The organism is Kitasatospora sp. NPDC101183, assembly GCF_044767945.1.
Lineage (GTDB): Bacteria > Actinomycetota > Actinomycetes > Streptomycetales > Streptomycetaceae > Kitasatospora.
The window spans coordinates 1-23,409 of the sequence record NZ_JBIWOW010000007.1; the positions used below are offsets into that span (position 1 = coordinate 1).

General features: G+C 72.8%; 21 protein-coding genes and 1 riboswitch. Of the genes, 13 read left to right on the forward strand and 8 right to left on the reverse strand.

Features of this window, described 5'->3' with window-relative positions:
- Positions 1-244 precede the first annotated feature (244 nt).
- Complete coding sequence (gene otsB / locus ACIRRS_RS10990; RefSeq protein ID WP_402967981.1) at positions 245-1,090, forward strand: trehalose-phosphatase; 846 nt, start codon at positions 245-247, stop codon at positions 1,088-1,090.
- On the opposite strand, the gene ACIRRS_RS10995 is transcribed toward otsB, so the two are convergent.
- Complete coding sequence (locus tag ACIRRS_RS10995) at positions 1,077-2,543, reverse strand: trehalose-6-phosphate synthase (RefSeq protein ID WP_402967984.1); 1,467 nt, start codon at positions 2,541-2,543, stop codon at positions 1,077-1,079. The genes otsB and ACIRRS_RS10995 overlap by 14 nt on opposite strands.
- Before the next feature lie 38 nt (positions 2,544-2,581).
- The gene (locus ACIRRS_RS11000) at positions 2,582-3,610 is read right to left on the reverse strand and encodes a glucosyl-3-phosphoglycerate synthase (protein ID WP_402967986.1); all 1,029 of its coding nucleotides are present in this window, start codon (positions 3,608-3,610) and stop codon (positions 2,582-2,584) included.
- Positions 3,611-3,751: 141 nt separating this feature from the next.
- Positions 3,752-3,888: riboswitch (SAM riboswitch) on the forward strand.
- A gap of 17 nt (positions 3,889-3,905) precedes the next feature.
- On the opposite strand from ACIRRS_RS11000, the gene thrC reads away from it, so the two are divergent.
- From thrC to ACIRRS_RS11030, 6 genes are all read left to right on the forward strand, one after another.
- Positions 3,906-5,186: a threonine synthase gene (thrC, locus tag ACIRRS_RS11005; RefSeq protein ID WP_402967988.1), complete on the forward strand. Its 1,281-nt coding sequence runs from the start codon at positions 3,906-3,908 to the stop codon at positions 5,184-5,186.
- Between the two features lie 21 nt (positions 5,187-5,207).
- Positions 5,208-5,486, forward strand: a complete 279-nt coding sequence (locus ACIRRS_RS11010; RefSeq protein ID WP_402967990.1) for a ubiquitin-like small modifier protein 1 — start codon at positions 5,208-5,210, stop codon at positions 5,484-5,486.
- Between the two features lie 509 nt (positions 5,487-5,995).
- Entirely contained in the window at positions 5,996-6,199 is a 204-nt protein-coding gene (locus ACIRRS_RS11015) for a cold-shock protein (RefSeq protein ID WP_030289665.1), read from the forward strand.
- A gap of 333 nt (positions 6,200-6,532) precedes the next feature.
- Positions 6,533-8,155 carry a chaperonin GroEL gene (gene groL, locus ACIRRS_RS11020; RefSeq protein WP_402967993.1) on the forward strand — a complete coding sequence of 541 codons (1,623 nt, stop codon included), beginning with the start codon at positions 6,533-6,535 and terminating at the stop codon, positions 8,153-8,155.
- 85 nt (positions 8,156-8,240) lie between these two features.
- A complete protein-coding gene (locus tag ACIRRS_RS11025) occupies positions 8,241-8,600 on the forward strand; it encodes a hypothetical protein (protein WP_402967995.1) in 360 nt (119 codons plus the stop codon).
- Positions 8,601-8,629: 29 nt separating this feature from the next.
- Positions 8,630-8,803 (forward strand): hypothetical protein, encoded by a 174-nt coding sequence (locus ACIRRS_RS11030; protein ID WP_402967997.1) that lies wholly within the window; start codon positions 8,630-8,632, stop codon positions 8,801-8,803.
- 7 nt (positions 8,804-8,810) lie between these two features.
- Here ACIRRS_RS11030 and ACIRRS_RS11035 read toward each other — a convergent pair whose 3' ends face one another.
- Positions 8,811-9,434, reverse strand: coding sequence for a hypothetical protein (locus tag ACIRRS_RS11035; RefSeq protein WP_402968000.1), 624 nt, complete (start codon positions 9,432-9,434; stop codon positions 8,811-8,813).
- 65 nt (positions 9,435-9,499) lie between these two features.
- On the opposite strand from ACIRRS_RS11035, the gene ACIRRS_RS11040 reads away from it, so the two are divergent.
- From ACIRRS_RS11040 to ACIRRS_RS11050, 3 genes are all read left to right on the forward strand, one after another.
- Positions 9,500-9,880, forward strand: coding sequence for a PadR family transcriptional regulator (locus ACIRRS_RS11040; protein ID WP_402968003.1), 381 nt, complete (start codon positions 9,500-9,502; stop codon positions 9,878-9,880).
- Positions 9,877-10,824, forward strand: coding sequence for a hypothetical protein (locus ACIRRS_RS11045; protein ID WP_402968006.1), 948 nt, complete (start codon positions 9,877-9,879; stop codon positions 10,822-10,824). Before ACIRRS_RS11040 ends, ACIRRS_RS11045 begins: the two co-directional genes overlap by 4 nt.
- A gap of 98 nt (positions 10,825-10,922) precedes the next feature.
- Positions 10,923-11,609, forward strand: coding sequence for a copper homeostasis protein CutC (locus ACIRRS_RS11050; protein WP_402968008.1), 687 nt, complete (start codon positions 10,923-10,925; stop codon positions 11,607-11,609).
- Positions 11,610-11,665: 56 nt separating this feature from the next.
- Here ACIRRS_RS11050 and ACIRRS_RS11055 read toward each other — a convergent pair whose 3' ends face one another.
- Positions 11,666-13,717: a HelD family protein gene (locus ACIRRS_RS11055; protein WP_402968011.1), complete on the reverse strand. Its 2,052-nt coding sequence runs from the start codon at positions 13,715-13,717 to the stop codon at positions 11,666-11,668.
- Positions 13,718-14,007: 290 nt separating this feature from the next.
- On the opposite strand from ACIRRS_RS11055, the gene ACIRRS_RS11060 reads away from it, so the two are divergent.
- Positions 14,008-14,166 carry a hypothetical protein gene (locus ACIRRS_RS11060; protein ID WP_402968014.1) on the forward strand — a complete coding sequence of 53 codons (159 nt, stop codon included), beginning with the start codon at positions 14,008-14,010 and terminating at the stop codon, positions 14,164-14,166.
- A gap of 14 nt (positions 14,167-14,180) precedes the next feature.
- On the opposite strand, the gene ACIRRS_RS11065 is transcribed toward ACIRRS_RS11060, so the two are convergent.
- Together ACIRRS_RS11065 and ACIRRS_RS11070 are read right to left on the reverse strand one after the other, a co-directional pair.
- Positions 14,181-15,818 (reverse strand): DNA repair helicase XPB, encoded by a 1,638-nt coding sequence (locus ACIRRS_RS11065; RefSeq protein ID WP_402968017.1) that lies wholly within the window; start codon positions 15,816-15,818, stop codon positions 14,181-14,183.
- Positions 15,819-15,923: 105 nt separating this feature from the next.
- Positions 15,924-18,443: an ATP-binding protein gene (locus tag ACIRRS_RS11070; RefSeq protein ID WP_402968020.1), complete on the reverse strand. Its 2,520-nt coding sequence runs from the start codon at positions 18,441-18,443 to the stop codon at positions 15,924-15,926.
- Positions 18,444-18,578: 135 nt separating this feature from the next.
- On the opposite strand from ACIRRS_RS11070, the gene ACIRRS_RS11075 reads away from it, so the two are divergent.
- Positions 18,579-18,821, forward strand: a complete 243-nt coding sequence (locus tag ACIRRS_RS11075; RefSeq protein WP_402968022.1) for a hypothetical protein — start codon at positions 18,579-18,581, stop codon at positions 18,819-18,821.
- Between the two features lie 16 nt (positions 18,822-18,837).
- Here the strand turns inward: ACIRRS_RS11075 and ACIRRS_RS11080 are convergent, their stop codons facing one another.
- Positions 18,838-21,339, reverse strand: a complete 2,502-nt coding sequence (locus ACIRRS_RS11080) for a helicase-associated domain-containing protein (protein ID WP_402968025.1) — start codon at positions 21,337-21,339, stop codon at positions 18,838-18,840.
- A 511-nt stretch (positions 21,340-21,850) separates the two neighbouring features.
- Between ACIRRS_RS11080 and ACIRRS_RS11085 the strand changes: the two genes are divergently transcribed.
- The gene (locus ACIRRS_RS11085; protein ID WP_402968027.1) at positions 21,851-22,423 is read left to right on the forward strand and encodes a hypothetical protein; all 573 of its coding nucleotides are present in this window, start codon (positions 21,851-21,853) and stop codon (positions 22,421-22,423) included.
- On the opposite strand, the gene ACIRRS_RS11090 is transcribed toward ACIRRS_RS11085, so the two are convergent.
- Positions 22,424-23,365: a DMT family transporter gene (locus ACIRRS_RS11090; RefSeq protein ID WP_402968030.1), complete on the reverse strand. Its 942-nt coding sequence runs from the start codon at positions 23,363-23,365 to the stop codon at positions 22,424-22,426.
- Positions 23,366-23,409: the final 44 nt, after the last annotated feature.

Below are 23,409 nucleotides of genomic sequence, written 5' to 3' on the forward strand. Positions count from 1 at the left end.
TGGTGCGGACCGTTGGCAGTCTGAAAATCACCCGCAACGCCCCACTCCGGGCCACCCCCTGCGCCGCCCCCTCCCGCAGCGCGTCCCTCTCGCCTGGGTTGGGTCGTGGGGGTGGGTTGCTGTGGGTGGGTTCTGTTGCGGCCGCGCGGGCTTCGCCCTGCGCGGCCGCTGGGGATTTCGGGCCCCCACACCCCGCGTGAGTTTCGCCGTCCGGGTGGGTTGGGTGGGCGGGGCTGGGTGGGGTATGGGCGTCGGTATGACTGTTGTGGAGATGGTTGGGGCCGGGCCGGGGCGGGACGGGGTGCGGGCGATCGTGGGGGCGCCGGGGGAGGCGGTGATCGCGTTGGACTTCGATGGGACGTTGGCGCCGATCGTGGCTGATCCGGGTGCGGCGAGGGCGCATCCCGGGGTGGTGGGGGTGTTGCGGGGGCTGGCGCCGGTGGTGGGGGCCGTGGTGGTGGTGACGGGGCGGCCGGCGGGGTTGGCGGTGGAGTTCGGGGGGTTGGAGGAGGTGCCGGGGGTGGTGGTGCTCGGGCACTACGGGGCGGAGCGGTGGGAGGGGGGTGTGGTGACGGCGCCCGGGGTGCATCCGGGGGTGGAGGGGGCGAGGGCGGCGTTGCCGGGGGTGTTGGCGCGGGTGGGGGCGCCGGAGGGGACGTGGGTGGAGGACAAGGGGCGGTCGGTGGCGGTGCACACCAGGCGGACGGCCGCGCCGGAGGAGGCGTTGGAGGCGTTGCGGGCGCCGGTGGGGGAGCTGGCGCGGGAGTACGGGCTGGTGGTGGAGCCGGGGCGGCTGGTGTTGGAGGTGCGGCCGCCGGGGGTGGACAAGGGGGCGGCGCTGACGGGGTTCCTGCGGGAGCGGGGGGCGCGGGCGGTGCTGTACGCGGGGGACGACCTGGGGGACGTGGCGGCGTTCGCGGCGGTGGAGGAGTTGCGGAAGGAGGGGCTGAAGGGCGTGCTGGTGTGCGCCGGGGCGGTGGGGGACGCGCCGGTGCGGGAGTTGGCGGAGCGGGCGGACGTGGTGGTGGCCGGGCCGGAGGGTGTGGTGGGGCTGCTGGGGGCGTTGGGGGAGGAGATCAGAGGGCGTTGAGCTGGTCGAGGAACCACTGCTGCGGGGGCAGGGCGGTGGCGGCGTCGGCCAGGCGCTTGGTGCGGGCGGCGCGTTCCTCGGGGGGCATGGTGAGGCCGGCGTGCAGGGCGTCGGCGGTGGCGATCACGTCGTACGGGTTGACGACGAGGGAGTCCTCGCCGAGTTCGGCGTGGGCGCCGGCCTCGCGGGAGAGGACGAGGGCGCAGCCGTGGTCGGAGACGACGGGGACCTCCTTGGCGACGAGGTTCATGCCGTCGCGGATGGGGTTGACGAGGGCGACGTCGGCGAGGCGGTAGGCGGCGAGGCTGCGGGGGAAGTCGTCGTTGACGTGGAGGATCAGCGGCTGCCAGGCGGGGGTGGCGAACTCGGCGTTGATCTCGGCGGCGAGCTGCTGGACGGCGGCGGTGTAGTCGCGGTACTCGGCGAGGTCGGTGCGGGAGGGGTAGGCGAAGGCGATGTGGACGACGCGGTCGTGCCACTCGGGGCGGGTGCGCAGGAGGTGCCGGTAGGCGAGGAGGCCGCGGACGATGTTCTTGCTCAGCTCGGTGCGGTCGACGCGGACGATGGTGCGGCGCTCGCCGACGGCCGTGCGGAGGGCGGTGAGGCGCTCGTCGACGTCGGGGCGGTGGGCGCGCTCGCGCAGGAAGTCGGCGTCGGCGCCGAGGGCGTGGACGCCGAGGCGGGTCGTGCGGCCGGCGTGCGTGACGGTGAGGGCCTCGTGGTCGACGGTGGCGCCGAGGACGGCTTCGCAGCAGGCGGCGAAGGCGCGGGCCCAGCGTTCGGTGAGGAAGCCGGCGCGGTCGGCGCCGAGGATGCCGGTGAGGACGGCCGCGGCGACGTCGTCGGGGAGCAGCCGGTAGTACTCGGGCGGGGCCCAGGGGGTGTGGGAGAAGTGGCCGATCCGCAGGTCGGGGCGGGTGGCGCGCAGCAGGGCCGGGGTGAGGGAGAGGTGGTAGTCCTGCACGAGGACGGCCGCTCCGGGGGCGGCTTCGGCGGCGAGGGCTTCGGCGAAGGCCGTGTTGTAGGCGGTGTAGTCGGCCCACTGGGTGCGGAAGTCGGCGTCGAAGGCGGGGGCGGTGGGCGTCGCGTACAGCAGGTGGTGGACGAACCAGAGGGTGGAGTTGGCGACGCCGTTGTAGGCGTGGGCGAAGGTCTCGGGGTCGAGGTCGAGCATCCGGACGGCCTGGCCGCCGACGTCGTGGCCGGCGAGGTCGAGGCGGCCGTGGGGGGCCTCGCGGGCGGCTCTGCGGTCGGCGTCGTTCAGGGCCGCGCAGACCCAGACGGCGTTGGGGTCGTCGATGGCGGAGAGGCCGGAGACCAGGCCGCCGCCGCCTCTGCGGAGGGTCAGGGTGCCGTCGTCCGCGGTGCCGAAGGACACCGGGCCCCGGTTGGAGGCCACCAGGACGGGGGCGGTGCCGGTCGCGCTCGAACGTTCGGTCGTGAGATCGCCCATGGTTGGCATCTTGCCGGGGGGTGGGGGCGGCAAACCCCTCAGTGCCGGGTCGCGTACTCCGGGATCGTGTGCATCGGGGGGCGTTCGAGGGCGGTGACGGGGAGGGTGTGGGCGGTGAACTCGCGGGTGTCGGGGTCGCGGGTGAACTGGGTGAGGTAGGGGTGGACGAGGTCGGGGCCGGCCTTGAGGCGGTGGGTGCGCTCCAGGCGTTCGAGGGCGGTGCGGTGGATGGTGGCGGCCATCCGGCCGAGGGCCTGGCCGTCCTGGTGGCGGTGGTGGCGGACGCCGACGTCGACCTGGGCGAGGGCGTCGAGGCCGACGGTCTCCAGGGCGTCGACGAGCAGGCCGAGCTCGACGCCGTAGCCGGTGGGGAAGGGCAGGCGTTCGAGGAGGGAGCGGCGGGCCGCGTACTCGCCGCCGAGGGGCTGGACGAAACCGGCGAGTTCCGGCCAGTGGAGGTTGAGGAGCGGGCGGGCGACGAGTTCGGTGACGCGGCCGCCGCCGGTGGGGATGACGGCGCCGGTCTCGCCCGCGGCGGAGCCGCTGATCGTCACTTCCAGGGGGCGGTCGTACATGGCCTTGACCAGCTGGATGTCGGGCTCGGTGAGCAGCGGGCCGAGGATGCCGGAGACGAAGGCGGGGTCGAACTCGCGCAGGTCGGCGTCGATGAAGCAGACGATGTCGCCGCGGGTGACCAGCAGGGAGCGCCACAGGACCTCGCCCTTGCCGGGGACGGCGGGCAGGCGGGGCAGGATCGCGTCGCGGTGCTCGACGCGGGCGCCGGCCTCGGCGGCGACGGCGGCGGTGGCGTCGGTGGAGCCGGAGTCGACGACGACGAGTTCGTCGACGAGGGGGAGGCGCTCCATCAGCTCGCGGCGGACGGTGCGGACGATGTCCCCGACGGTGGCCTCCTCGTCGAGGGCGGGCAGGACGACGCTGACGGTGTGCCCGGTGCGTTCCTTGGCGCGCAGGAGGTCGGCGACCGACCGGTCCGCCGCGCTCCAGGAGCGGCGGCGTAGCCAGGACGCCGCCTGCGGGAGGAGCTCGGGGGTCGGTTCGGCGGGCACGGGGGGCCTCCTCGGTTGGGACGTGTCATCTCGGGTGGCGGACAGTCCCGTTCGGGGTTGACGCCTTCGGATACAGTCTTCGTACGGCGCTCGAACCTTGGCACACCGGGGTCACCGCCGACGTACCACCACAATTTCACAAGCTCATCCAGAGGGACTGAGGGAACGGCCCGTTGACGTCCCGGCAACCTTCTCGCGCGGCTGTCTGTCGACAGGCCCCGGCGGGACAGGTGCCAATTCCGGCCTGTGGCGCGACCGCGCCGCGGGGAAGATGAGGAGAGAGGCCTCCGCCATCATGGCTATCGACACCGCCGCACCCGTTTCCGTGGACCTCGGCCCCGCCGCCGCCCTGTCCTGTCGGGAGTGCGGGACCCGCTTCCCGCTCGGCCCCAGCTTCGCCTGTCTGGAGTGTTTCGGGCCGCTGGAGATCGCGTACGAGTTCGGCAGCGAGGGCGCCGAGGAACTGCGCAAGCGGATCGAGTCCGGCCCCGCGTCCATCTGGCGCTACGCGCCGCTGCTGCCGGTGCCGGCCGACGTCGCCTCCAAGCCCAACCTGAACCCGGGGTGGACCCCGCTGGTGAAGGCGGACAACCTGGGCCGCGAGCTCGGGTTCACCGCCCAGCTGCACGTCAAGGACGACTCGGGCAACCCGACGCACTCGTTCAAGGACCGCGTGGTCGCCTGCGCGATCGAGGCGGCGCGGGCCTTCGGCTACACCACGCTGTCCTGCTCCTCGACCGGCAACCTGGCCGGCGCGGTGGGCGCGGCGGCGGCCCGGGCGGGCTTCCGGTCCTGCGTGTTCATCCCGCACGACCTGGAGCAGGGCAAGGTCGTCATGGCCGGGGTGTACGGCGGCGAGCTGGTCGGCATCGAGGGCAACTACGACGACGTGAACCGCTTCTGCTCGGAGCTCATCGGGGACCCGGCCGGCGAGGGCTGGGGCTTCGTGAACGTCAACCTGCGGCCGTACTACGGCGAGGGCTCCAAGACGCTGGCGTACGAGATCTGCGAGCAGCTCGGCTGGCGGCTGCCGGAGCAGATCGTGATCCCCGTCGCCTCGGGCTCGCAGCTGACGAAGATCGACAAGGGGCTGCAGGAGCTGATCAAGCTGGGCCTCGTCGAGGACCGCCCGTACAGGATCTTCGGTGCCCAGGCCGAGGGCTGCTCGCCGGTGTCGGCGGCCTTCAAGGACGGCCGTGACGTGATCCGGCCGGTCAAGCCGGACACCATCGCCAAGTCGCTGGCGATCGGCAACCCGGCGGACGGCCCGTACGTGCTGGACATCGCCCGCCGCACCGGCGGGGCCGTCGAGGACGTGACGGACGCCGAGGTCGTGGAGGCGATCCGGCTGCTGGCCCGTACGGAGGGGATCTTCGCCGAGACCGCGGGCGGCGTGACCGTCGGCGTGCTCAAGAAGCTGGTCGAGACCGGGCAGCTGGACCCGGCCAAGGAGACCGTCGCGATCAACACCGGCGACGGCCTCAAGACGCTGGACGCCGTCTCCGACGCCGGGATGACCGCCGTCATCCGCCCCACCCTGGCGTCCTTCCGCGACGCCGGCCTCGCGTCCGCCTGAACCACCCCGAGTAGGAGAGTCATGAGCGCCAACGTCCGCATCCCCACCATCCTGCGCACCTACACCGGCGGCGCCGCCGAGGTGAGCGCCGAGGGCGCCACCCTGGGCGAGGTCGTCGCCGACCTGGAGAAGAACCACCCGGGCATCGCGGCCCGCATCCTGGACGACACCGGCAAGCTGCGCCGTTTCGTGAACGTGTACGTGAACGACGACGACGTGCGTTTTGCCGAGGGCCTGGCGACGGAGATCAAGGACGGCGCGAGCGTCTCGATCATTCCGGCGGTCGCCGGCGGCTGCTGAGCGAACGGCACCCGAACCGGTCGTCCACGTGTACGGAATTCACTTCTCCGTATGTGTGGGCGGCCGGTTGCATTTCGGCGGGAATATTTCCTGGTCGAGTGGGAGTAGAGTGAGCCTCGGCTGGGAACGGGGGCTCCTTCCTGAATCGCCGTGCGGCGTCCGGCTGATGGGACCGGTCGGGGCCCGGGCCGTGAAACATGTCAGGCAGATGTCAGAATTCCGGCGGGCTTTTGAGGATGTTCGCCCGCTATGTCCGGACTGAAATGCCGATTTCCTTCCGATTCGCTCGGGATTGCCCCTTGACGCCGCGTCGGAATTCCCGGTGATTGGCCCTGTTGCAGAGGGCGTCGATCCGGATACATTCAGCCGCGGTCGACGTAATCGCCTCGCCCGGCGTTCCACGGCGGCCGCGGCTGCGCCCAGGGGGGGTTCCCCGGGCCGGCCTTCCAGAACCGGGTCCGCGACCTGCGGGCGCGTGAAGGGCCAGCACAGCACTAGGGGAGTTCGGAATGGCTCAGGGCACCGTCAAGTGGTTCAACGCGGAGAAGGGCTACGGCTTCATCGCGGTCGACGGTGGTGCGGACGTCTTCGTCCACTACAGCGCGATCCAGATGGACGGCTACCGCACCCTTGAGGAGGGCCAGCGGGTCGAGTTCGAGATCTCCCAGGGACAGAAGGGCCCGCAGGCGGACATGGTTCGCGCGGCGGTCTGACCTTCCGGCTCCAGGAGGCTCGTCACGGCCCACGGCTGGTGACCACTCGCTTCTTCGGCGGGCCCGTACGACACCTGTCGTGCGGGCCCGTTCGCATGCCCGGACGGGGCTCCGCGGGGGTTCCGAGGGGGCTCGCGGGTTGGTCACGGGGCTTGCACTCGACCACCCGGAGTGCTAATCATTGGCGTTAGCACTCACAGCTTGAGAGTGATAAGCGGACCGGGTCGGTGAGGCCCCAGGAGCGGCAGGGAATGGACCTCCGCACACCAGGGCCGTCCGTCGCGGGCACCCCTTGGTCCGAGCAGTCGACCGTGTCCCGGAGGACCACTTCTGATGGCCAAGATCATCGCCTTTGATGAGGAAGCTCGCCGCGGCCTTGAGCGTGGCATGAACCAGCTCGCCGACGCGGTGAAGGTCACGCTCGGCCCCAAGGGCCGCAACGTCGTGCTGGAGAAGAAGTGGGGCGCCCCCACGATCACCAACGACGGTGTCTCCATCGCCAAGGAGATCGAGCTCGAGGACCCGTACGAGAAGATCGGTGCGGAGCTCGTCAAGGAGGTCGCCAAGAAGACGGACGACGTCGCGGGCGACGGCACCACCACCGCCACCGTGCTCGCCCAGGCCCTGGTTCGCGAGGGTCTGCGCAACGTCGCCGCCGGCGCCAACCCGATGGCCCTGAAGCGCGGTATCGAGAAGGCCGTCGCCGCCGTCTCGGACCAGCTGCTGGCCCAGGCCAAGGACGTGGAGACCAAGGAGCAGATCGCCTCCACCGCCTCCATCTCGGCCGCCGACACCCAGATCGGCGAGCTCATCGCCGAGGCCATGGACAAGGTCGGCAAGGAAGGCGTCATCACCGTCGAGGAGAGCAACACCTTCGGTCTGGAGCTCGAGCTCACCGAGGGCATGCGCTTCGACAAGGGCTACATCTCCGCCTACTTCGCGACCGACCTGGAGCGCATGGAGGCGACGTTCGAGGACCCGTACATCCTCATCGCCAACTCCAAGATCGGCTCGGTCAAGGACCTCCTGCCGCTGCTGGAGAAGGTCATGCAGAGCGGCAAGCCGCTCGTCATCATCGCCGAGGACGTCGAGGGCGAGGCCCTGTCGACCCTGGTCGTGAACAAGATCCGCGGCACCTTCAAGTCCGTCGCCGTCAAGGCCCCGGGCTTCGGTGACCGCCGCAAGGCCATGCTCGGCGACATCGCCATCCTCACCGGTGGCACCGTGATCTCCGAGGAGGTCGGCCTCAAGCTGGAGAACGCCGGCGTCGACCTGCTGGGCACCGCCCGCAAGGTGGTCATCACCAAGGACGAGACCACCATCGTCGACGGTGGCGGCGACAGCGACCAGGTCGCCGGCCGCGTGAACCAGATCCGTGCCGAGATCGAGAACAGCGACTCGGACTACGACCGCGAGAAGCTCCAGGAGCGCCTCGCCAAGCTGGCCGGCGGCGTGGCCGTCATCAAGGCCGGCGCGGCCACCGAGGTGGAGCTCAAGGAGCGCAAGCACCGCATCGAGGACGCCGTCCGCAACGCCAAGGCCGCCGTCGAGGAGGGCATCGTCGCCGGTGGCGGCGTCGCCCTGCTGCAGGCCGGTGTCGCGTTCGACAAGCTGGAGCTGGACGGCGACGAGGCCACCGGTGCCAACATCGTCAAGGTCGCGCTCGAGGCCCCGATCAAGCAGATCGCGACCAACGCCGGCCTCGAGGGCGGTGTCGTGGTGGAGAAGGTGCGCAACCTCCCCGCCGGTCACGGCCTGAACGCCGCCACCAACGAGTACGTCGACCTGGTCGCCGCGGGCATCATCGACCCGGCCAAGGTCACGCGCTCCGCGCTGCAGAACGCCGCCTCCATCGCGGCGCTGTTCCTCACCACCGAGGCCGTCATCGCCGACAAGCCGGAGAAGGCCGCCGCGGCCGCCGGCGGCGGCATGCCGGGCGGTGACATGGACTTCTGATCCTGATCGGATCAGCAGGTTCTGATCGCGTGGGCGGTCCCCCTCGGGGGGCCGCCCACGCGGCGTTCTACCGGAGAATGGACGGATGGGTTCCGACGACATCGAGAACGCCCTGCACAACGCGCGGGCGCTGATCCTGGCCGACCTCACCGCCCGGGACGTGGCGGACGCCGCCGTGGTCTCCCTGGTGGAGGAGGCCGTCGCGCACCGCCGCTGGTGGCTGGAGCAGTGGCCGGACGGCACGGAGTACGTGCTGGGGCTGGTCGCCCAGGACGTGCAGGACGCGCTGCTGGAGGCGTACGGGCGGTGGCCGCTGTGCGCCGTCTGCGCCGAGGAGGGCGACCCTCACGCGCTGGGCGTGGAGCCGGAGTTGGGTCCTGACCCGCACTGGGTGTGCGGGAAGAAGGGCGAAGTGGTCGCAGCAGTAGGAGAGTTGCGCCCCTGACGTTCATGTGGATTCGGTACGGTGCCGTCATGCAGCGCTGGATGTGGGGTGTGGTGGGCGGCATCGGCGGCTTCGCGGCCTGGTGGGCCGTGCTGGAGGCCGCGGGGCTGGGGCAGGACGGGTGGTGGGTCATCGTGGGGCGCGTCCTGTGCGTGACCGCCGGGGTGGCCGTCGCGAACCTGCTGGTGGCGCGGCGGAGTTGAGACCGGTCTAGAGTGCGGCCAGTTCGGCCGTGAGGTTGGCGCGGGCGGGCTCCTCGAAGCGCGTCCGCGCGTCCGGCGTGCGGAAGAGCAGGGGAAGCGCCAGCAGGGCGCGCAGGACGGCCGCGCGCCCCGCCCGGAAGTCCGGCTCGGGCACGAAGCCGTACTCCTCGCGGACGGCCGCCGCGTAGGCCGCGTACGCCTCCGGAGCGCCGCCCAGGACGGCGAGGTCGGCGTCGCAGAGCACCTCCCCGTCGCGGTCGCCCGGCGCCGGGGCGTGGGTGACTGTCAGCAGGACGAGCCGCTCGACCTCGGCGACCCGCTCGGCGGGCAGGCCCGCGGCGGTCAGGGCGCGGTGGGCCAGGGCGGCGCTGCGCTCCTCGTTCTCGGTGCGGTCGGGCCGGTAGACGGCGTCGTGGAACCAGGCGGCGAGGCGGACGGTGTCCGCGTCCCCGGCATGCCCGGCGAGCGCGTCGACGTGCCGCAGCACAGCCCGCAGGTGGTCCACCCCGTGGTAGCGGCGCTGCGGCTCCGACCAGCGGCGCAGCAGCTCCCGCCCGTACGGCCCGGGGTCGACGGCGGCGCCGCAGCGGGTCAGCAGGGCGGTCCAGTCGGCGAGCAGGTCCTCGGTCATGCGCCCATTCTTCGCCGGGCGGAGGCCCCTGGACAGATATGCCGTTCGGCGATATATGTAGTCGTATGACAGAACGCTCCATGCAGGAGCCGACGCTGCTGCTGCTCACCGCCCTGGCCGACGCTCCCAGACACGGCTACGCCCTGATCCAGGAGGTCGCCGCCATCTCGGACGGCCGGGTCAAGATGCGCACCGGCACCCTGTACGGCGCCCTCGACCGCCTGCTCCAGCAGGGCCTGATCGAGGTCGCCGCGGAGGAGGTCGTCGACGGCCGGGCCCGGCGCAGCTACGCGCTGACCGACGCCGGCCGGGCGGCCCTGGCCACCGAGGCCGAGCGCCTGCGGGCGGTGGCCACCGAGGCGGAGCGCCGCCTCTCCAAGATGCGGTCGATGCTGTGGGGCGCGGGCCCGAAGGGCGCGTCCTCGGCAGGGGGGAGCACGACATGACGACACCGACGATGGTGGGAGCGCCCTCGGCCGCACTGCGCGCCGTGCTCCAGCTCTACCCGGCCGGCTACCGGCGTGAGCGGGGCGCGGAGCTGGCCGCGGTCTTCGCCGACACCACGGCCCGGGCCGGGCGCACGGCGGTGGCCCGCGAGGTGTTCGACCTCGCGCTGTACGGCCTGCGGGTGCGGGTCGGGCTGACGGGCTCCTCGCAGACGGGCCGGCTGCTGGCGCTCGTCGCACCGATGATCGCCGGCGCGGTGGCCGGGGCGGCGCTGGTGCCCTGGCTGGCCGACCCGGACGGCACCACCCACCTGCTCAGCTGGAACCACTCCCTCGGCGCGTACGCCGAGGTGTTCTTCCAGCCGGTGGGCGCGATGCTGCTGATCGTGGCGGCGGCACTGGGCCGCTGGACGGCGGCGCGCGGGCTGGCCCTGTTCCTCGGCGTGATGGCGCTGGGCGAGCTGGGCGGGGCCTTCGTGGACTCGCACTTCGAGGACCTCTGGTGGCCGGGCTACATCGGGATGGCCACGCTGCCGTTCGTCTTCGCCGCGCTGCTGCTGGTCGCGGCGCCGAAGGACCTGCTGCCCCGGCTCTCGGTGCGCTCGGCGGGCCTGGTGCTGGCCTCGGTGGCCGCGGGCGGGCTGCTGGAGACGGCGCAGCGCTGGGACGACACCCGCTTCCCGGTGGAGCAGCAGTGGTTCGTGCTGATGCTGATCGCCCCGCTGGTGCTGACGCTGACGGCGCTGCGCGGGCGGGCCGTTCCGGCGGCGGTGGGGGTGGCGGTGCTGGCGCTGACGGCGCCGGGCAGCCTGTTCAACATCTGGCGGGAGTCGCGCGGGATCTCGCACCTGATGCCGACGGCGGTGCCGGTGGCGATCCTGCTGGGGATGGTGGCGCTGGCGGCCTACGGGCTGCGGCGGCGCCCCGAGCAGGTGCGTGCGTGACCGTCCGATCGTCACGCTGATCGTCACGCGAGTGGGCGAGCCCCCGGCCGGGTGCCGGGGGCTCGCCGCGTTCGGCGCGATGTGGCAGGCTGTCTGATATGTCTAGACCAATTTTCGAAGTCATCGCGCTGACGCCCCAGGACGCCCAGGCCGCCGAGTCGGGCGGCGCCGACCGGCTCGAACTGGTCACCGACATGGCCGCGGACGGGCTCACCCCGTCCGTCGAGGACTTCGCCCGGATCCGGGCCGCCGTCGCGATCCCGCTGCGCGTCATGCTGCGCATCCGGGACGGCTTCGCGCCGGGCAGCCTGGACGAGCTGTGCGCCCGGGCCGCCGCGCTGCGGGCCGAGGGCGCCGAGGAGTTCGTCCTCGGCTTCCTCGACGCCGAGGGCGGCGTCGACCTGGCCGCCACCACGGCCGTCGCCGAGGCCGTGGCCGGCTGCCGCTGGACCTTCCACCGGGCGATCGACCACAGCGCGGACCGGGCCGCCCTGCGGGCCGCCGTCGCCGGGCTGCCCGGTCTGGACACCTTCCTCACCTCCGGCGCGGCCGCCGGGGTCGACGCCGGGCGCGAGGTGCTCGCGGCCGAGCTGGCGCGCCGGGGCGAGCCCGGCTACGGGCAGCGGATCCTGATCGGCGGCGGCCTGCGGGCCGAGCACATCGAGGGGCTGCGGGCGGAGGGCTTCGACGCCTTCCACGTCGGCGGGGCCGTGCGCGCGGACGGCTGGTCGACGCCGGTGGACGCGGGCAAGGTCGCCGAGTGGCGGGCGCTGATCGACGCCTGAGCGTGCCGGGGAAAGGGCCGGCCTCCTCGAACGGGGGGACCGGCCCTTTCGCGTGCTCAGCCCAGCTGTTCGGGCAGCGGCTCGGCGTGCAGCACCGTCAGCCCGGAGACGGCGCGGGTCAGCGACACGTACAGCCGCCGCAGGCCCGTCCGCTCGTCCGGCTCCCCGGCGACGACGGCGGCCGGCTCGTCCAGCACCACGTAGTCGTACTCCAGACCCTTGGCGAGCGAGGCCGGGACGAGGGTGAGCCGGGCGTCCGCGCTGGTCTCCGAGCCGGGGGAGAGGAACGGCAGGCCGGCCGCCTCCAGGGCCTCGGCGAACAGCGGGACGCGGGCGTCGGCGGCGATCAGGCCGGTCGAGCCCTCGTGGGTGAGCGCCTCCCGGCAGGCGTCGAGGACGGCCCGCGTCAGCCCGTCCGCCGGGACCTCGCGGATGGCCAGCGAGCCGGGCGTCTCGCGGACGGAGGTGGCCGGGGCCAGGCCCGGGGCGATGGAGGGAAGCAGCCGGGAGGCGTAGACGATGACCTCCTCGGGCACCCGGAAGCCCTTGGTCAGCTCCTCGATGTGCGCCTCCGGCTTGCCCAGGTGGTGCAGCGCCTCGGGCCAACTGGCCGTCGCCCAGGGGGTGGTGCCCTGGGCGAGGTCGCCGAGGACGGTCGCCGAGCCGGTGGTGCAGCGGCGGCCGACGGCGCGGTACTGCATGGGGGAGAGGTCCTGCGCCTCGTCGAGGACGACGTGGCCGAGCGAGGGGGTGCGCTGGACGAGGTCGGTGGCCTCGTCGACGAGGACGGCGTCGGCCTGCGTCCAGCGGGCGGTCTTCACCGAGCGGCCCGGCTTGGGCCACAGGACGGCGGCCTGCTCCTCGGCGGTGAGCACGCCCTCGGCGCAGGCGGCGAGGAACTCCGGGTCGGAGAGCAGCCGCAGCACCAGCTTGGCGGGGTCGACGGCCGGCCAGCACTCCTTGACCACGGCCTTCACGGCGGCGTTGCGGGCCACCGCGTCCTGCACCCGGTCGTCCGGGGCCTCTCCGGACTGCTCCATCTTGAGCAGCACGGTGTGCGCGATGCGCTGCGGCAGGGCCTCCCCGGCGGCGCCGTAGCGGACGTCACGGGCCTTCAACTCCTCGATGATCACGGCGAGTTCGTGCACCGGCACGCGGTAGCGGCGCGAGCCCCGGACCACCACGCAGGGCTCGGCGGGCAGCGCGATGCCCGCCCGTACGGCGCGGCGCAGCACCTCGGCCATCCGGGCGTCGCCCTTGAGCCGGGCCGCCTCCGGGGTGTCCTCGCCGCGCACCTCGACGTGGCCGACGAGCTGCTGGACGGTGGCCTGGCCGACCTCCAGTTCGCCGAGGGCGGGGAGCACCTGCTCGATGTAGGAGAGGAAGGCGTTGTTGGGGCCGATGACCAGCGTCCCGGTACGGGCGAGGCGCTCGCGGTGCGCGTACAGCAGGTACGCGACGCGGTGCAGGCCGACGGCCGTCTTCCCGGTGCCGGGCGCCCCCTGGACGCAGATGGTGCCCGTGATGTCGGAGCGGACGATCTCGTCCTGTTCGGGCTGGATGGTGGCGACGATGTCGCGCATCGGGCCGACGCGGGGCTTCTCGATCTCGGCGGCGAGGAGGGCGGAGGAGGTCTCCTTCTCGTCCGGGTCGGAGAGGTGCTCGTCCTCGTACGCGGTGAGCTCGCCGCCGGTGTAGCCGAAGCGGCGGCGGCGGTCGACGTCCATCGGGTCGGTGCGGCTGGCCCGGTAGAACGGCTGGGAGACCGGCGCGCGCCAGTCGATGACCATCGGGTCGCCGTCGGCGTCGTGGACGTGGCGGCGGCCGATGTAGAAGTTCTCCCCGCCTCCGCCCTCGCTGAGCTCCTCGCTGATCGCGTGCAGGTAGTCGAGGCGGCCGAAGAACAGCGGGGTGTCGGAGAGGTCGGCCAGGGCGGCGATCCTGGCCTCGATCTGGTTCTGGAGGATGACGGCGGTGACCCAGGTGCCGGTCACGTCGCGGATGTCGAGCGACTCGACGTCCTCGCGCATCGCTCGCAGCGCGGCCCTGGACGCGGCCAGGTGGTCGCGTTCGCGCTGGAGGGGGTCGGTGGTGGGGGTGGCGGGCACAGCGAACCTTCCCGGCTGCCCCGGTGGCGGGCGCAGCGGATCGATGGAGCTCACGGTGGGTACAGCCGACCGGTTGCCGTGCGGTCGACGCCTCCCCCGGCTGCCTGCGTGACTTCAGCAGGTACCACGGTGCGGGAGGGGGCAGACGGACGATCTTAGACCCGTCCGTCTCCGGGTTCCAGCCCCGCAGGTCTCGGGGGTGCTCCTACACCCGCAGGAGGACGGGCGGCGCGGTGGATACGGCCTTCGGGGTGATGCCGTGGGCCGGTCGGGTACCTACCGTTGAAGACATGAGCACACGAGACGAGAACCCCACTGTCCCGGCCGGTGCGACCGTCGCGGCCGCCCGCCACCGCAGCCCGCTGAGCACCGCGTTCCGCAACGTCGGGATCGCCCTGGACACCGCCGCGCGCGTGATCTTCCTCGGGCGCGACGGTGTCCGGTACTGAGTTTTTTCCAAGGGCTACAGCACGTCGTCCGCGTCGATGATCCGGTACGCGTAGCCCTGCTCGGCCAGGAAGCGCTGCCGGTGGGCGGCGAAGTCCTGGTCCACGGTGTCCCGGGCGACGACGGAGTAGAAGTGCGCCGCGTGCCCGTCCGCCTTGGGCCGCAGGACGCGCCCGAGCCGCTGGGCCTCCTCCTGGCGGGAGCCGAACGTCCCCGAGACCTGGATGGCGACCGTCGCCTCCGGCAGGTCGATGGAGAAGTTGGCGACCTTGGAGACGACCAGGACGCCGATCTCCTTGTTGCGGAAGGCGTCGAAGAGCTTCTCGCGCTGCGCGTTGCTGGTCTCGCCCTTGATCACCGGGGCGTCCAGGACCTCCCCGAGCTCGTCCAGCTGGTCGATGTACTGGCCGATGATGAGCGTCTGGTCCTTCTCGTGCTTCTTGACCAGCGCCTCCACCACCCGCCGCTTGGTCGCCGTGGTCGCGCAGAAGCGGTAGCGCTCCTCCGGCTCGGCGGTGGCGTACGCGAGCCGCTCGGAGTCGGTCAGGGTGACGCGGACCTCGCAGCAGTCGGCGGGCGCGATGTAGCCCTGGGCCTCGATCTCCTTCCACGGCGCGTCGAAGCGCTTGGGGCCGATGAGGCTGAACACGTCGCCCTCGCGGCCGTCCTCGCGCACCAGGGTGGCGGTCAGGCCGAGGCGGCGGCGGGCCTGGAGGTCGGCCGTGAACTTGAAGACGGGCGCGGGCAGCAGGTGCACCTCGTCGTAGACGACCAGGCCCCAGTTGCGGGCGTCGAACAGCTCCAGGTGCGCGTAGACGCCCTTCCGCTTGGTGGTCATCACCTGGTACGTGGCGATGGTGACCGGGCGGATCTCCTTGCGCGTCCCGCTGTACTCGCCGATCTCGTCCTCGGTGAGCGAGGTGCGCTTGACCAGCTCGTGCTTCCACTGGCGGGCGGAGACGGTGTTGGTGACGAGGATCAGCGTGGTCGACTTGGCGTGCGCCATCGCGGCCGCGCCGACCAGCGTCTTGCCGGCGCCGCAGGGCAGCACGACGACGCCCGAGCCGCCGTGCCAGAAGCCCTCGACGGCCTGCGCCTGGTACGGGCGCAGCTGCCAGCCGTCCTCCTCCAGGTCGATGGGGTGCGCCTCGCCGTCGACGTACCCGGCGAAGTCCTCGGCGGGCCAGCCGAGTTTGAGCAGCACCTGCTTGATCTGGCCGCGCTCGGAGGGGTGCACGACCACGGTGTCCGGGTCGACCCGGGCGCCGACCAGCGGCACGATCTTCTTGGAGCGCAGCACCTCCTCCAGCACCGGCCGGTCGGTGGTGGCGAGCACCAGCCCGTGGACGGGGTGCTTGAGGAGCTGGAGCCGCCCGTAGCGGCCCATGGTGTCGGCCACGTCCACCAGCAGCGCGTGCGGCACCGGGTAGCGGGAGTACGTCACCAGGGCGTCCACCACCTGCTCGGCGTCGTGCCCGGCGGCCCGCGCGTTCCACAGGCCGAGCGGCGTGATCCGGTAGGTGTGCACGTGCTCGGGCGCGCGCTCCAGCTCGGCGAACGGCGCGATGGCGCGGCGGCAGTCGGCGGCCTTGGGGTGGTCGATCTCCAGAAGGAGAGTTTTGTCGCTCTGGACGATGAGCGGTCCGTCGTTCACGCGGGGGAGCCCTCCACTGGCTGACAGCTGGATTGACGCAGACCCTCCAGTGTCGCGCATCTCGGGTGAACCGCGTACGGGGCCCTTCGAGTGGTCACCGAGCACCTACCGCTTCGGGGGCTGGCGGCGCATTCTCCTGGTCTCGTCCCGGAGTCGGCTGACCTGGGCGAACAGTTCGTCCTCCCCGTCCTCCTGGAAGATGCGGGCGGACTTCCCGAAGGCATCTTCGGCGGCCTCGAGGTCGCCGGTGCGTCGGATGGCGAGGCCGAGGTTCATCAGGGACTTCGCTTCATGATGTCGGTCGCCCAACTGCCGAAAGGCCGTGACGGCCTCGGACTGGGCCTGCACGGCCGCGTCGTACATTCCTGACAGTTCCAGGGCAGTGCCGAGATTGGTCAGTGTCATTGCTCTGGAGCGCAGGTCGCCTGTCCGGTGGCTCACGTCGATTGCTGCTGTCAGAGGCTCGATCGCGTCAGATGCGCGGCCGGCTTCGATGAGGATCAGGGCGAGGTGGTTCCGTGCCTGTGTTGCCATGTGCTCGTCGCCCAAGGAGTCCAGGGTGTTCACGGCGACCGTCAACAGGTCGATTGCCTCCTGCGGTCCGGCCGCGTCGTGGGCCAGGGCCAGGGCAAGCCCAAGGTTCGCCTGGGCCAGAGCCTCGCTGTAGACGTCCCCGCTCTTTCGTGCAGCGGCCAGGGCCCGTCGATGTGCATCGGCTGAGGCCTGGAACCGCCCCATGTCGCGAAGAACCATGCCGAGATTGTTGAGCGCGATGCCCTCACCTCGGAGATCACCGATCTCATGGCAGATCGCGATGTCCTCGGCGAGCGCCTCGGCCGCTTCCGGGAGCTTTCGCAGGCCGTGCAGCGCCTTGCCGAGGTTGTTGTAGGCCATGCCGCGGATGCGACGATCGGTCTCCGGCGGGAACAGGGCCAGCGCCTCTTGGAGGGCACTTGCCGCCTCCTCCAGACGGTTCATCTGCTGGTAGGTCAGACCGAGATTGTTCAGCGTGATCGCCACGGATTGGGTGTCCGCGTTCATGGCGTGGAGTGATCCTGCCTCCTTGTACGAGGCCACGGCGTCGTCGAACCTGCGCAGCTCGCGGTGGGCGGTACCAAGGTTGGTCAGGACATCGGCCTCGAACTCCCGCAGCATCGGGTGGGCCTCGGAGCGAGTGACAGCGAGTGCCGCCGACGCCAGAACTGCGCAGTCGTCGAGGTGGCGACGGAAGGATTGGAACTCGATCAGTGAGCAGTGCAGGTGGAGCAACACGTCCGGCCGTCCCAGTTCCGGGGCAGCGAGGGCTGCGGCGAGCAGGTTGTGCCGCTCCGTGTCCAGCCACTCCAGGGCGGTTTCGCGATCGGGGAAGTGGGGGCCGGGGCGGGAAGCGGCTTCAAAGATCGTGTCAGCGCAGAGGGTTCTGGCGACGTAGTGCTGGAAGAGCCGGTCGACTGCTGCCTCCCGTTCGCGTGGCTCATCGTGCGTGCGGCACAGCTCGTCTGCGAACAGGCGCATGAGGTCGTGCATTCGCCAGCGTCCGTAGGTCGAACCGGGCTCGATGAAGTGCCCACGGGAGAGGGAGAGCAGCAAACCCTCGGCGTCGTCGGGCCCCATGTCGGCGAGTTGGGCCACCGCCTCGGTGGACAGATCGGGCCCCGGGTTGAGCGGCATCAGACGGAACAACCTTGCCTGGGCCGACTGGAGGTGTTGGTAGGAGAGGGCAAAGGCCGTGCGGACAGCCAGGTCCTCGCGACTGAGTCGCTTCAGCCGGTGGTGCACGTCGCTCAAGGCCGTTGCCAGGGACCGTAGTGGTCGTGCAGGGATGTCGGCCAGCAGGGCGCTGACGATCGAGAGCGCCAGGGGTAGCCGACCGCACAGAACAGCCACGTCGTTGGCCGCTTCCGGCTCGTCCCTCACCCGGGTGTCCTCGGGGCCCACCACTTCGTGCAGGCTCCGTTCGATGAAGTCGACGGCAGCCTGTTGTTCGAGCACGGGCAGTTCGAGCAGGCGGATGCCGAGGTCGCTCAGTGTGTGTCGAGAGGTGACCAGTACGGGGACGCATGGATCTCCGGGAAGCAGCGGACGCACCTGGGCACTGTTCATCGCGTTGTCGAGGACCAGCAGGACACGCCGCTGGTCTGCGGCGTAGGCGGCCAGGATGGAGCGGTACAGCCGCGCCCGGTCCTCGGTGTTGTCCGGGATGTACTCGTCGGGCACGGCCAGGGAGCGGAGCAACGAGGCGAGGGCTCGGTGCGGATCGACACGACGCTGGTCGTCGTAGCCGAACAGGTCGATGAAGAGAACCCCACCCGGCAGGAAACCGGGTTCGTTCAGCGCGAGATGGGCGACCTGGAGGGCGAGCTCGGTCTTTCCCACTCCCGGTAGCCCGGCGATCACGCGGCCCGCGACGGTTGACCCGGTGCCCGGCCGGAGCGCCGTGAAGAGCGCATCCCTTTCGGTGTCCCGGCCGGTGAAAGCGGAGGAGGGAAGGGGGAGGCCACTGAGCCCCGGCTGGACCGTGGGAGGGAGTTGGAGCGTCACATCGGCGCCCTGGATCACGGCGTTGAGGTACAGCCCACCACTGATCTCAGTGCGGACGTTGTACCCGCTTCCCGAACCGGTCACATGGTCCTCGCCTTCGCCCGGTACCAGAACGTCAACAGTAGGAGAGCGGTGGGCTCCGCGCTGACGAACGTGGACAGTGCGGACGTGTCAGCGGCTTCGAGTGACCACAGTGCGTACCCGCTCGTTGAACTGGCCATGAAGACCTCGAAGCGTGTACTCACCGCCCTCGCCCTGATGGGCACGGCCTTCGCGGCCACCGCCTCCTCGGCCGGCTCGGCCCACGCCCTCGCGGGCATCGGCGAGGGGCCCGGCGGGCTGCTGGCGGCCCCCGGGTTCCTGATCGCGGACCAGGTCGGCGGCGGCGGCTCGATGCCGATCGGCCAGGGCGAGATCGGCAACCTGGCGAACCAGGCCGTCAAGGAGAAGATGAAGGGCTGAGGCGGGCACCGAAGCCCTACTCGTCCAGCTCCGCCACGCCCGTGATGCGGTGGAGGGCGAAGGTGCGCAGTTCGTCGGCGTGGTGGTCGAAGGCGGTGACGTAGCCGCCTTCGACCTTCACCGGGTCGATGATGCGCTGGCTGGCGAGGCCCTCGGCGTTGAGGTAGCCGATCCACATCCGCTCGCCGAGCAGGACGGCCGTCTGGAGTGCGGCCAGGGTGTCGGCGGCCGCCGTGCGGGGCAGGCCGCGCGGGTCGGGGGCGGGCTCGCGGCGGGTGGCGGTGGCGGCGCGGTCCCCGGCGCGGACGGCCTTCACGGCGGCGGCGAGCAGGGTGTCGTCCGGGGTCGGCGGGCCGTCCGGGACGGGCGTCGGGGCCGTACGGGGAGGGGTGCGGTGGCTGTCGGGGCGGGTGATCAGCACGTCCCCGTCGGTGGATTCGGCGGCCGGCGCGTAGCCCATGGTGCGCAGCGCTGCGAGCAGGACGTCCGGGGCCGCCTGGGAGGCGAGGACGGTCGGGGCGAGCAGGCGCAGCCGCAGTTCGGCGGAGCGGCGGTCGGCGAGCACCTCGTTGAGTAGCGACGGGTCGTCGCAGCGCAGGTACGAGGAGGCGGCGCCGACGCGCAGGATGCCGTGGCGGCGGGCGACGTCGTCGATGAGGTAGCTCAGCGGCTGCGGGACGGGCGTGCGGCTGTGCTGGGCGAGGAAGGCCTGGAGGTCGGCGGCGGTGCGCCCGGCGTCGAGGGCGCGGCGCACGGAGTGCGGGGTGAAGCGGTAGACCGTCGCGCCGCCCTTGGACTCGATGTCGGCGCAGAGCGCGAGCGCCTGGGCGAGCGGGGTGAGCAGCGGGCCGGGGGCGATCGCGGTGAGGTCCGGCTGGAGGATCACGTGGTCCAGCGGCTGCGGCAGCAGCGGGGCGAGCACCTCGGCCGGGTCGGACTCGGCGGTGAGCAGCGCCCGGGCGGGGGCGGCGAGAGCGCCCCGGCCGGTGACGCCGAGGAGTTCGGCCTCGGCGAGGGCCCAGGTGGTGAGGTCGTCGCGCAGGTCGCGGCCGTCGGGGCGGACGGGGCCGCCGCGCAGCGGGCGCTGCCAGCGCAGGGTGGGGAGCAGTTCCTCGGCGGTGGCCGGGGTGCCGGGCGGCAGCTCGGCGAGCAGGGCGAGGGCGGCGCGGCGCACGGACGGGGCGAGGGTGCGGTCGAGCTCGGGGCCGAGGGCGGCGCGCGGCTTGCCCTTGCCGTCCGGGCTGCCGGCCAGGGCGGGCACGCGGGTCGCGGCGAGCCAGGCGGCGGCGAGGACGGACCAGCGCTCGGCGGTGTCCAGGTGGAGCCAGGCGTCGTAGCCGGGGGTGGGGGCCCAGCGTTCGTCGGCCTCGCCGTCGGGGGCCAGCAGGCCTGCGGTGTAGGCGAGTTCGAGCCAGAAGGCGGCCTGCTGCTCGGTGGTCTCCAGGATCAGGGCGGCGCGCTTGAGGTCCCGTACGCCCAGGCCCCCGGCGCGCAGGGTCGGCGGCGGGTTGAGGCCCCAGGCCTCCAGCAGCTCCTCGACGGTCCTGACGGCGGTGTGCGCCTGCCCGGCCGCGGCGCCGTCCACGGTGTGCGGGTCGCGCGGGGCGGCGGCGGGCCGCGGCTCGGGCTGGACGGGCTCGACGGTGCGGTGGCTGCGCCCGCCGCGCAGGTGCAGGGCGAGTTCGCGGGGCAGGACGACGCTGCCGGGGCTGCTGGGCAGCAGCAGGCCGCGGGCGAGCAGCCACTCGACGGGGCTCTGGGCGTCCTCGGCCGTCACCGCGCGGGTCGCGTCCGGGACGGTGCCGGTGGGCGGGCCCCAGACCAGCCGCTCCAGCAGCCGCAGGGCGGGCTCGGGCGCGGTGTCGAGGAGGGCGGCGCAGCGGGCGCGGTCGGTGAGCAGGGCGGTCAGGGCGGCGACGGCGGTGACCGGGTCGGGCGTCGGGGGCTGGCCGGCGGAGGCGAGCAGCTGCTGGAGCCGGGCCGGGGACATGCCGACCGTCGCCTCGGCGAGGGTCGGCCCGAGGCCGGTGCGGCCGGGGTTGACGGCGGTCGGGGCGAGGGCCTCGCGGGCGGCGAGGACGAGGCGCAGGCCGTTGTCGGGGCCCCACAGCAGCGCCCGGTCGCGCAGGGTGGCGAGCGCGCGGGGCAGGGCGGCGGCGACGGCGGAGCGGTCGGCGGGGGTGAGCGGGGTGGCGCCGGGGTGCGGCTTGACCTTCGCCGGGCCGGTCAGCAGCGTCCGTACGGTGGCGAGGCTCGTGCCGTCCGGGGCGGTGGCCAGGGCCTCGGCGGTCTGGAGGGTGAAGCGGTCGAGCCGCTCCAGGGCGCGCAGCGCGGAGGCGCGGGAGGAGAGCCGGGCGGACAGCTGGGTGAGGTCGCCGGGGACGGGGTTCAGCAGGTCGGGGCGGGCGCGCAGCAGGACGGCGAGCGCGTCGTCGGGGCGGGCGCGCAGCTCCTCGGCGAGGGTGCGGGGGCCGGCGGCTGCCCTGCCCTGGCGTTGGGGGCCCTGCTGTGTGGTCATTCGACCTAGGTTAGTCGGGCGGGCCGACGGCGGGGGGTGTCGTGCGCTCGGGCGCCGCGGTGTTGGACTCGCGCGGGTGGGGGCGGGGTCGGTAGCGTCACGGCCAGGGCGGTCGGGTACGGGTCGGGTGCGGCGGCGGGTTCGGGTACGGGCCGGGCGCGGCTACGGGTTTCGGGTACGGGTACGGGTTCGGGTTCGGGTACGGGCGAGGCGGGGTGTCGGCGGGATGACGGACGGCGAGTGGTGGCGCAAGAGCGGGCCGTGGAGCGATCGTTCGGGAGGCTCCTCCGGGGGTGCTTCGGTGCCTTCGGAGCCGGCGACTCCTGCGGTGCCGGCCCCTCCGGCCTCTTCGCCGTCTCCGGCTGAGGACAGCGTCTACGACCCCCCGGCGTCGAGCGCGGGCGGCGTCCGGTCCGTCCCCCTGGAGCCCCCGCGCGTCGACGCGCAGGAGCAGGCGCCGCCGGGGCCGCCGCCCAGCTCGGTGTCCTCGCACGGGCCGTGGACGATGACGATGTTCGACTTCTCGGAGGACGGCGCGCCCCCGAGGCCCGGGCCGATCCCCGAGCAGCGCACCGGCGAGGAGGAGCAGCCCGCCGCCGCCGCGCCGCCCGCACCGCCGCAGGCCCCGCCGGGGAGGAAGGGGCGCCGGGAGAAGAAGGCCCGGCCCACCCCCGCCGCCAGGAAGGCTGCGGCGAAGGCGGCTTCGGCTTCGCCGAAGGGCGCGCGCAAGCCGTCCCCGCTGCTCCTGCTCTCCATCGGCCTGCTGACCGGCGGCGCCGTCACCGGCTTCTTCCCGGCGATGCTGGCGGGCTGGGGGCTCGGCTACCTGTCGCGCCAGATGTCGGACCTGATGCGCAAGTTCGTGATCCTCGGCATCCCGATGGTCACCATGACCGTCACCACCCTGCTCGCGATGCAGCGCGCCAAGCACGCCGCCGCCGCCGGAGCCGGGGTCCAGACCTCCGCCCCGTTGGGCCAGTTCAGCTGGTCGATGGCCCCGGGCGTGCTGCGCACGGCCGCCGCCGTGACGGCGGCCGTGCTGCTCCTGGTGGCGTTCCGCCGCCGCCCGCCGCAGCAGGGGTGATCAGTCGGCCGTGGCCAGGCGGGACTCGGCGGTGGCGAGGGCGGCGATGGCCGTGAGCATCAGGGCCGTGCCGGTGAGGGTGGCGGGGGTGAGGTGTTCGCCGAGGAGGAGGACGGCGAGGGCGGCCGCGCTGAGGGGTTCGACGAGCATGACGACGGAGGCCGTGGTGGCCCGGACGGCGGCTGCTCCGGCGAAGTACAGCGGGTAGGCGAGGGCCGTGGTGACGGTGGCGACGTAGAGCATCAGCAGCAGGACGCGGCCGGGGTGTTCGGTGTGCGGCAGCAGCCCCTCGTGCCGGGCGAAGGGGAGGAGGGCGGCCGCGGCGACGGCGAAGGAGCCGATGGTGAGGGTGTACGGGTCCTCGCCCGCGCCGTGGCGGCCCGTCCAGCGGCCCAGGACGTTGGAGAGGGCGAATCCGGCGGCGGAGAGCAGGGCCCAGGCCACGCCCGCCGGGTCGACGGCCCCGGCCCGGTTGCCGAGGACGAGGACGGCCAGGCCGCCGGTCGCGCCCGCGATCGCGAGCAGCCCGGTGCGTCCGGTGAGTTCGCCGAGGAACAGGCGGGCGCCGGCGGCGGTGAGCACGGGCGCGGCGCCGAGGGTGACGATGGTGGCGACGGCCAGGCCGGTGTGCTGGACGGCGGCGAAGTACGCGGTCTGGAACACGGCGAGGCCGAGGCCCGTACCCGTGAACAGAAGTGCCCGCCGGGGCGCGGGCGTTGAGGAGCTGCGGCGGGCCGTCGGACGCAGCGGACGGGCGGCGAGCAGCAGTGCCAGGCCGGCCAGGAGACGCCAGAACGAGACGGCGGCGGGCCCGAGGTCACTGGCCCGGTAGACGAGGTCGACGGCGGCCCCGGTGGTGCCCCAGGTGAGCCCGGCGAAGGCCAGGCAGGCGAGGCCGCGGCGCACGCGGGCAGGGGTGGAGGCTGGAGCGGTGTTCGGCACGGAGGTGTTCTCCCGACGGACGGCGGAGCGGAGGGTCGTGGACT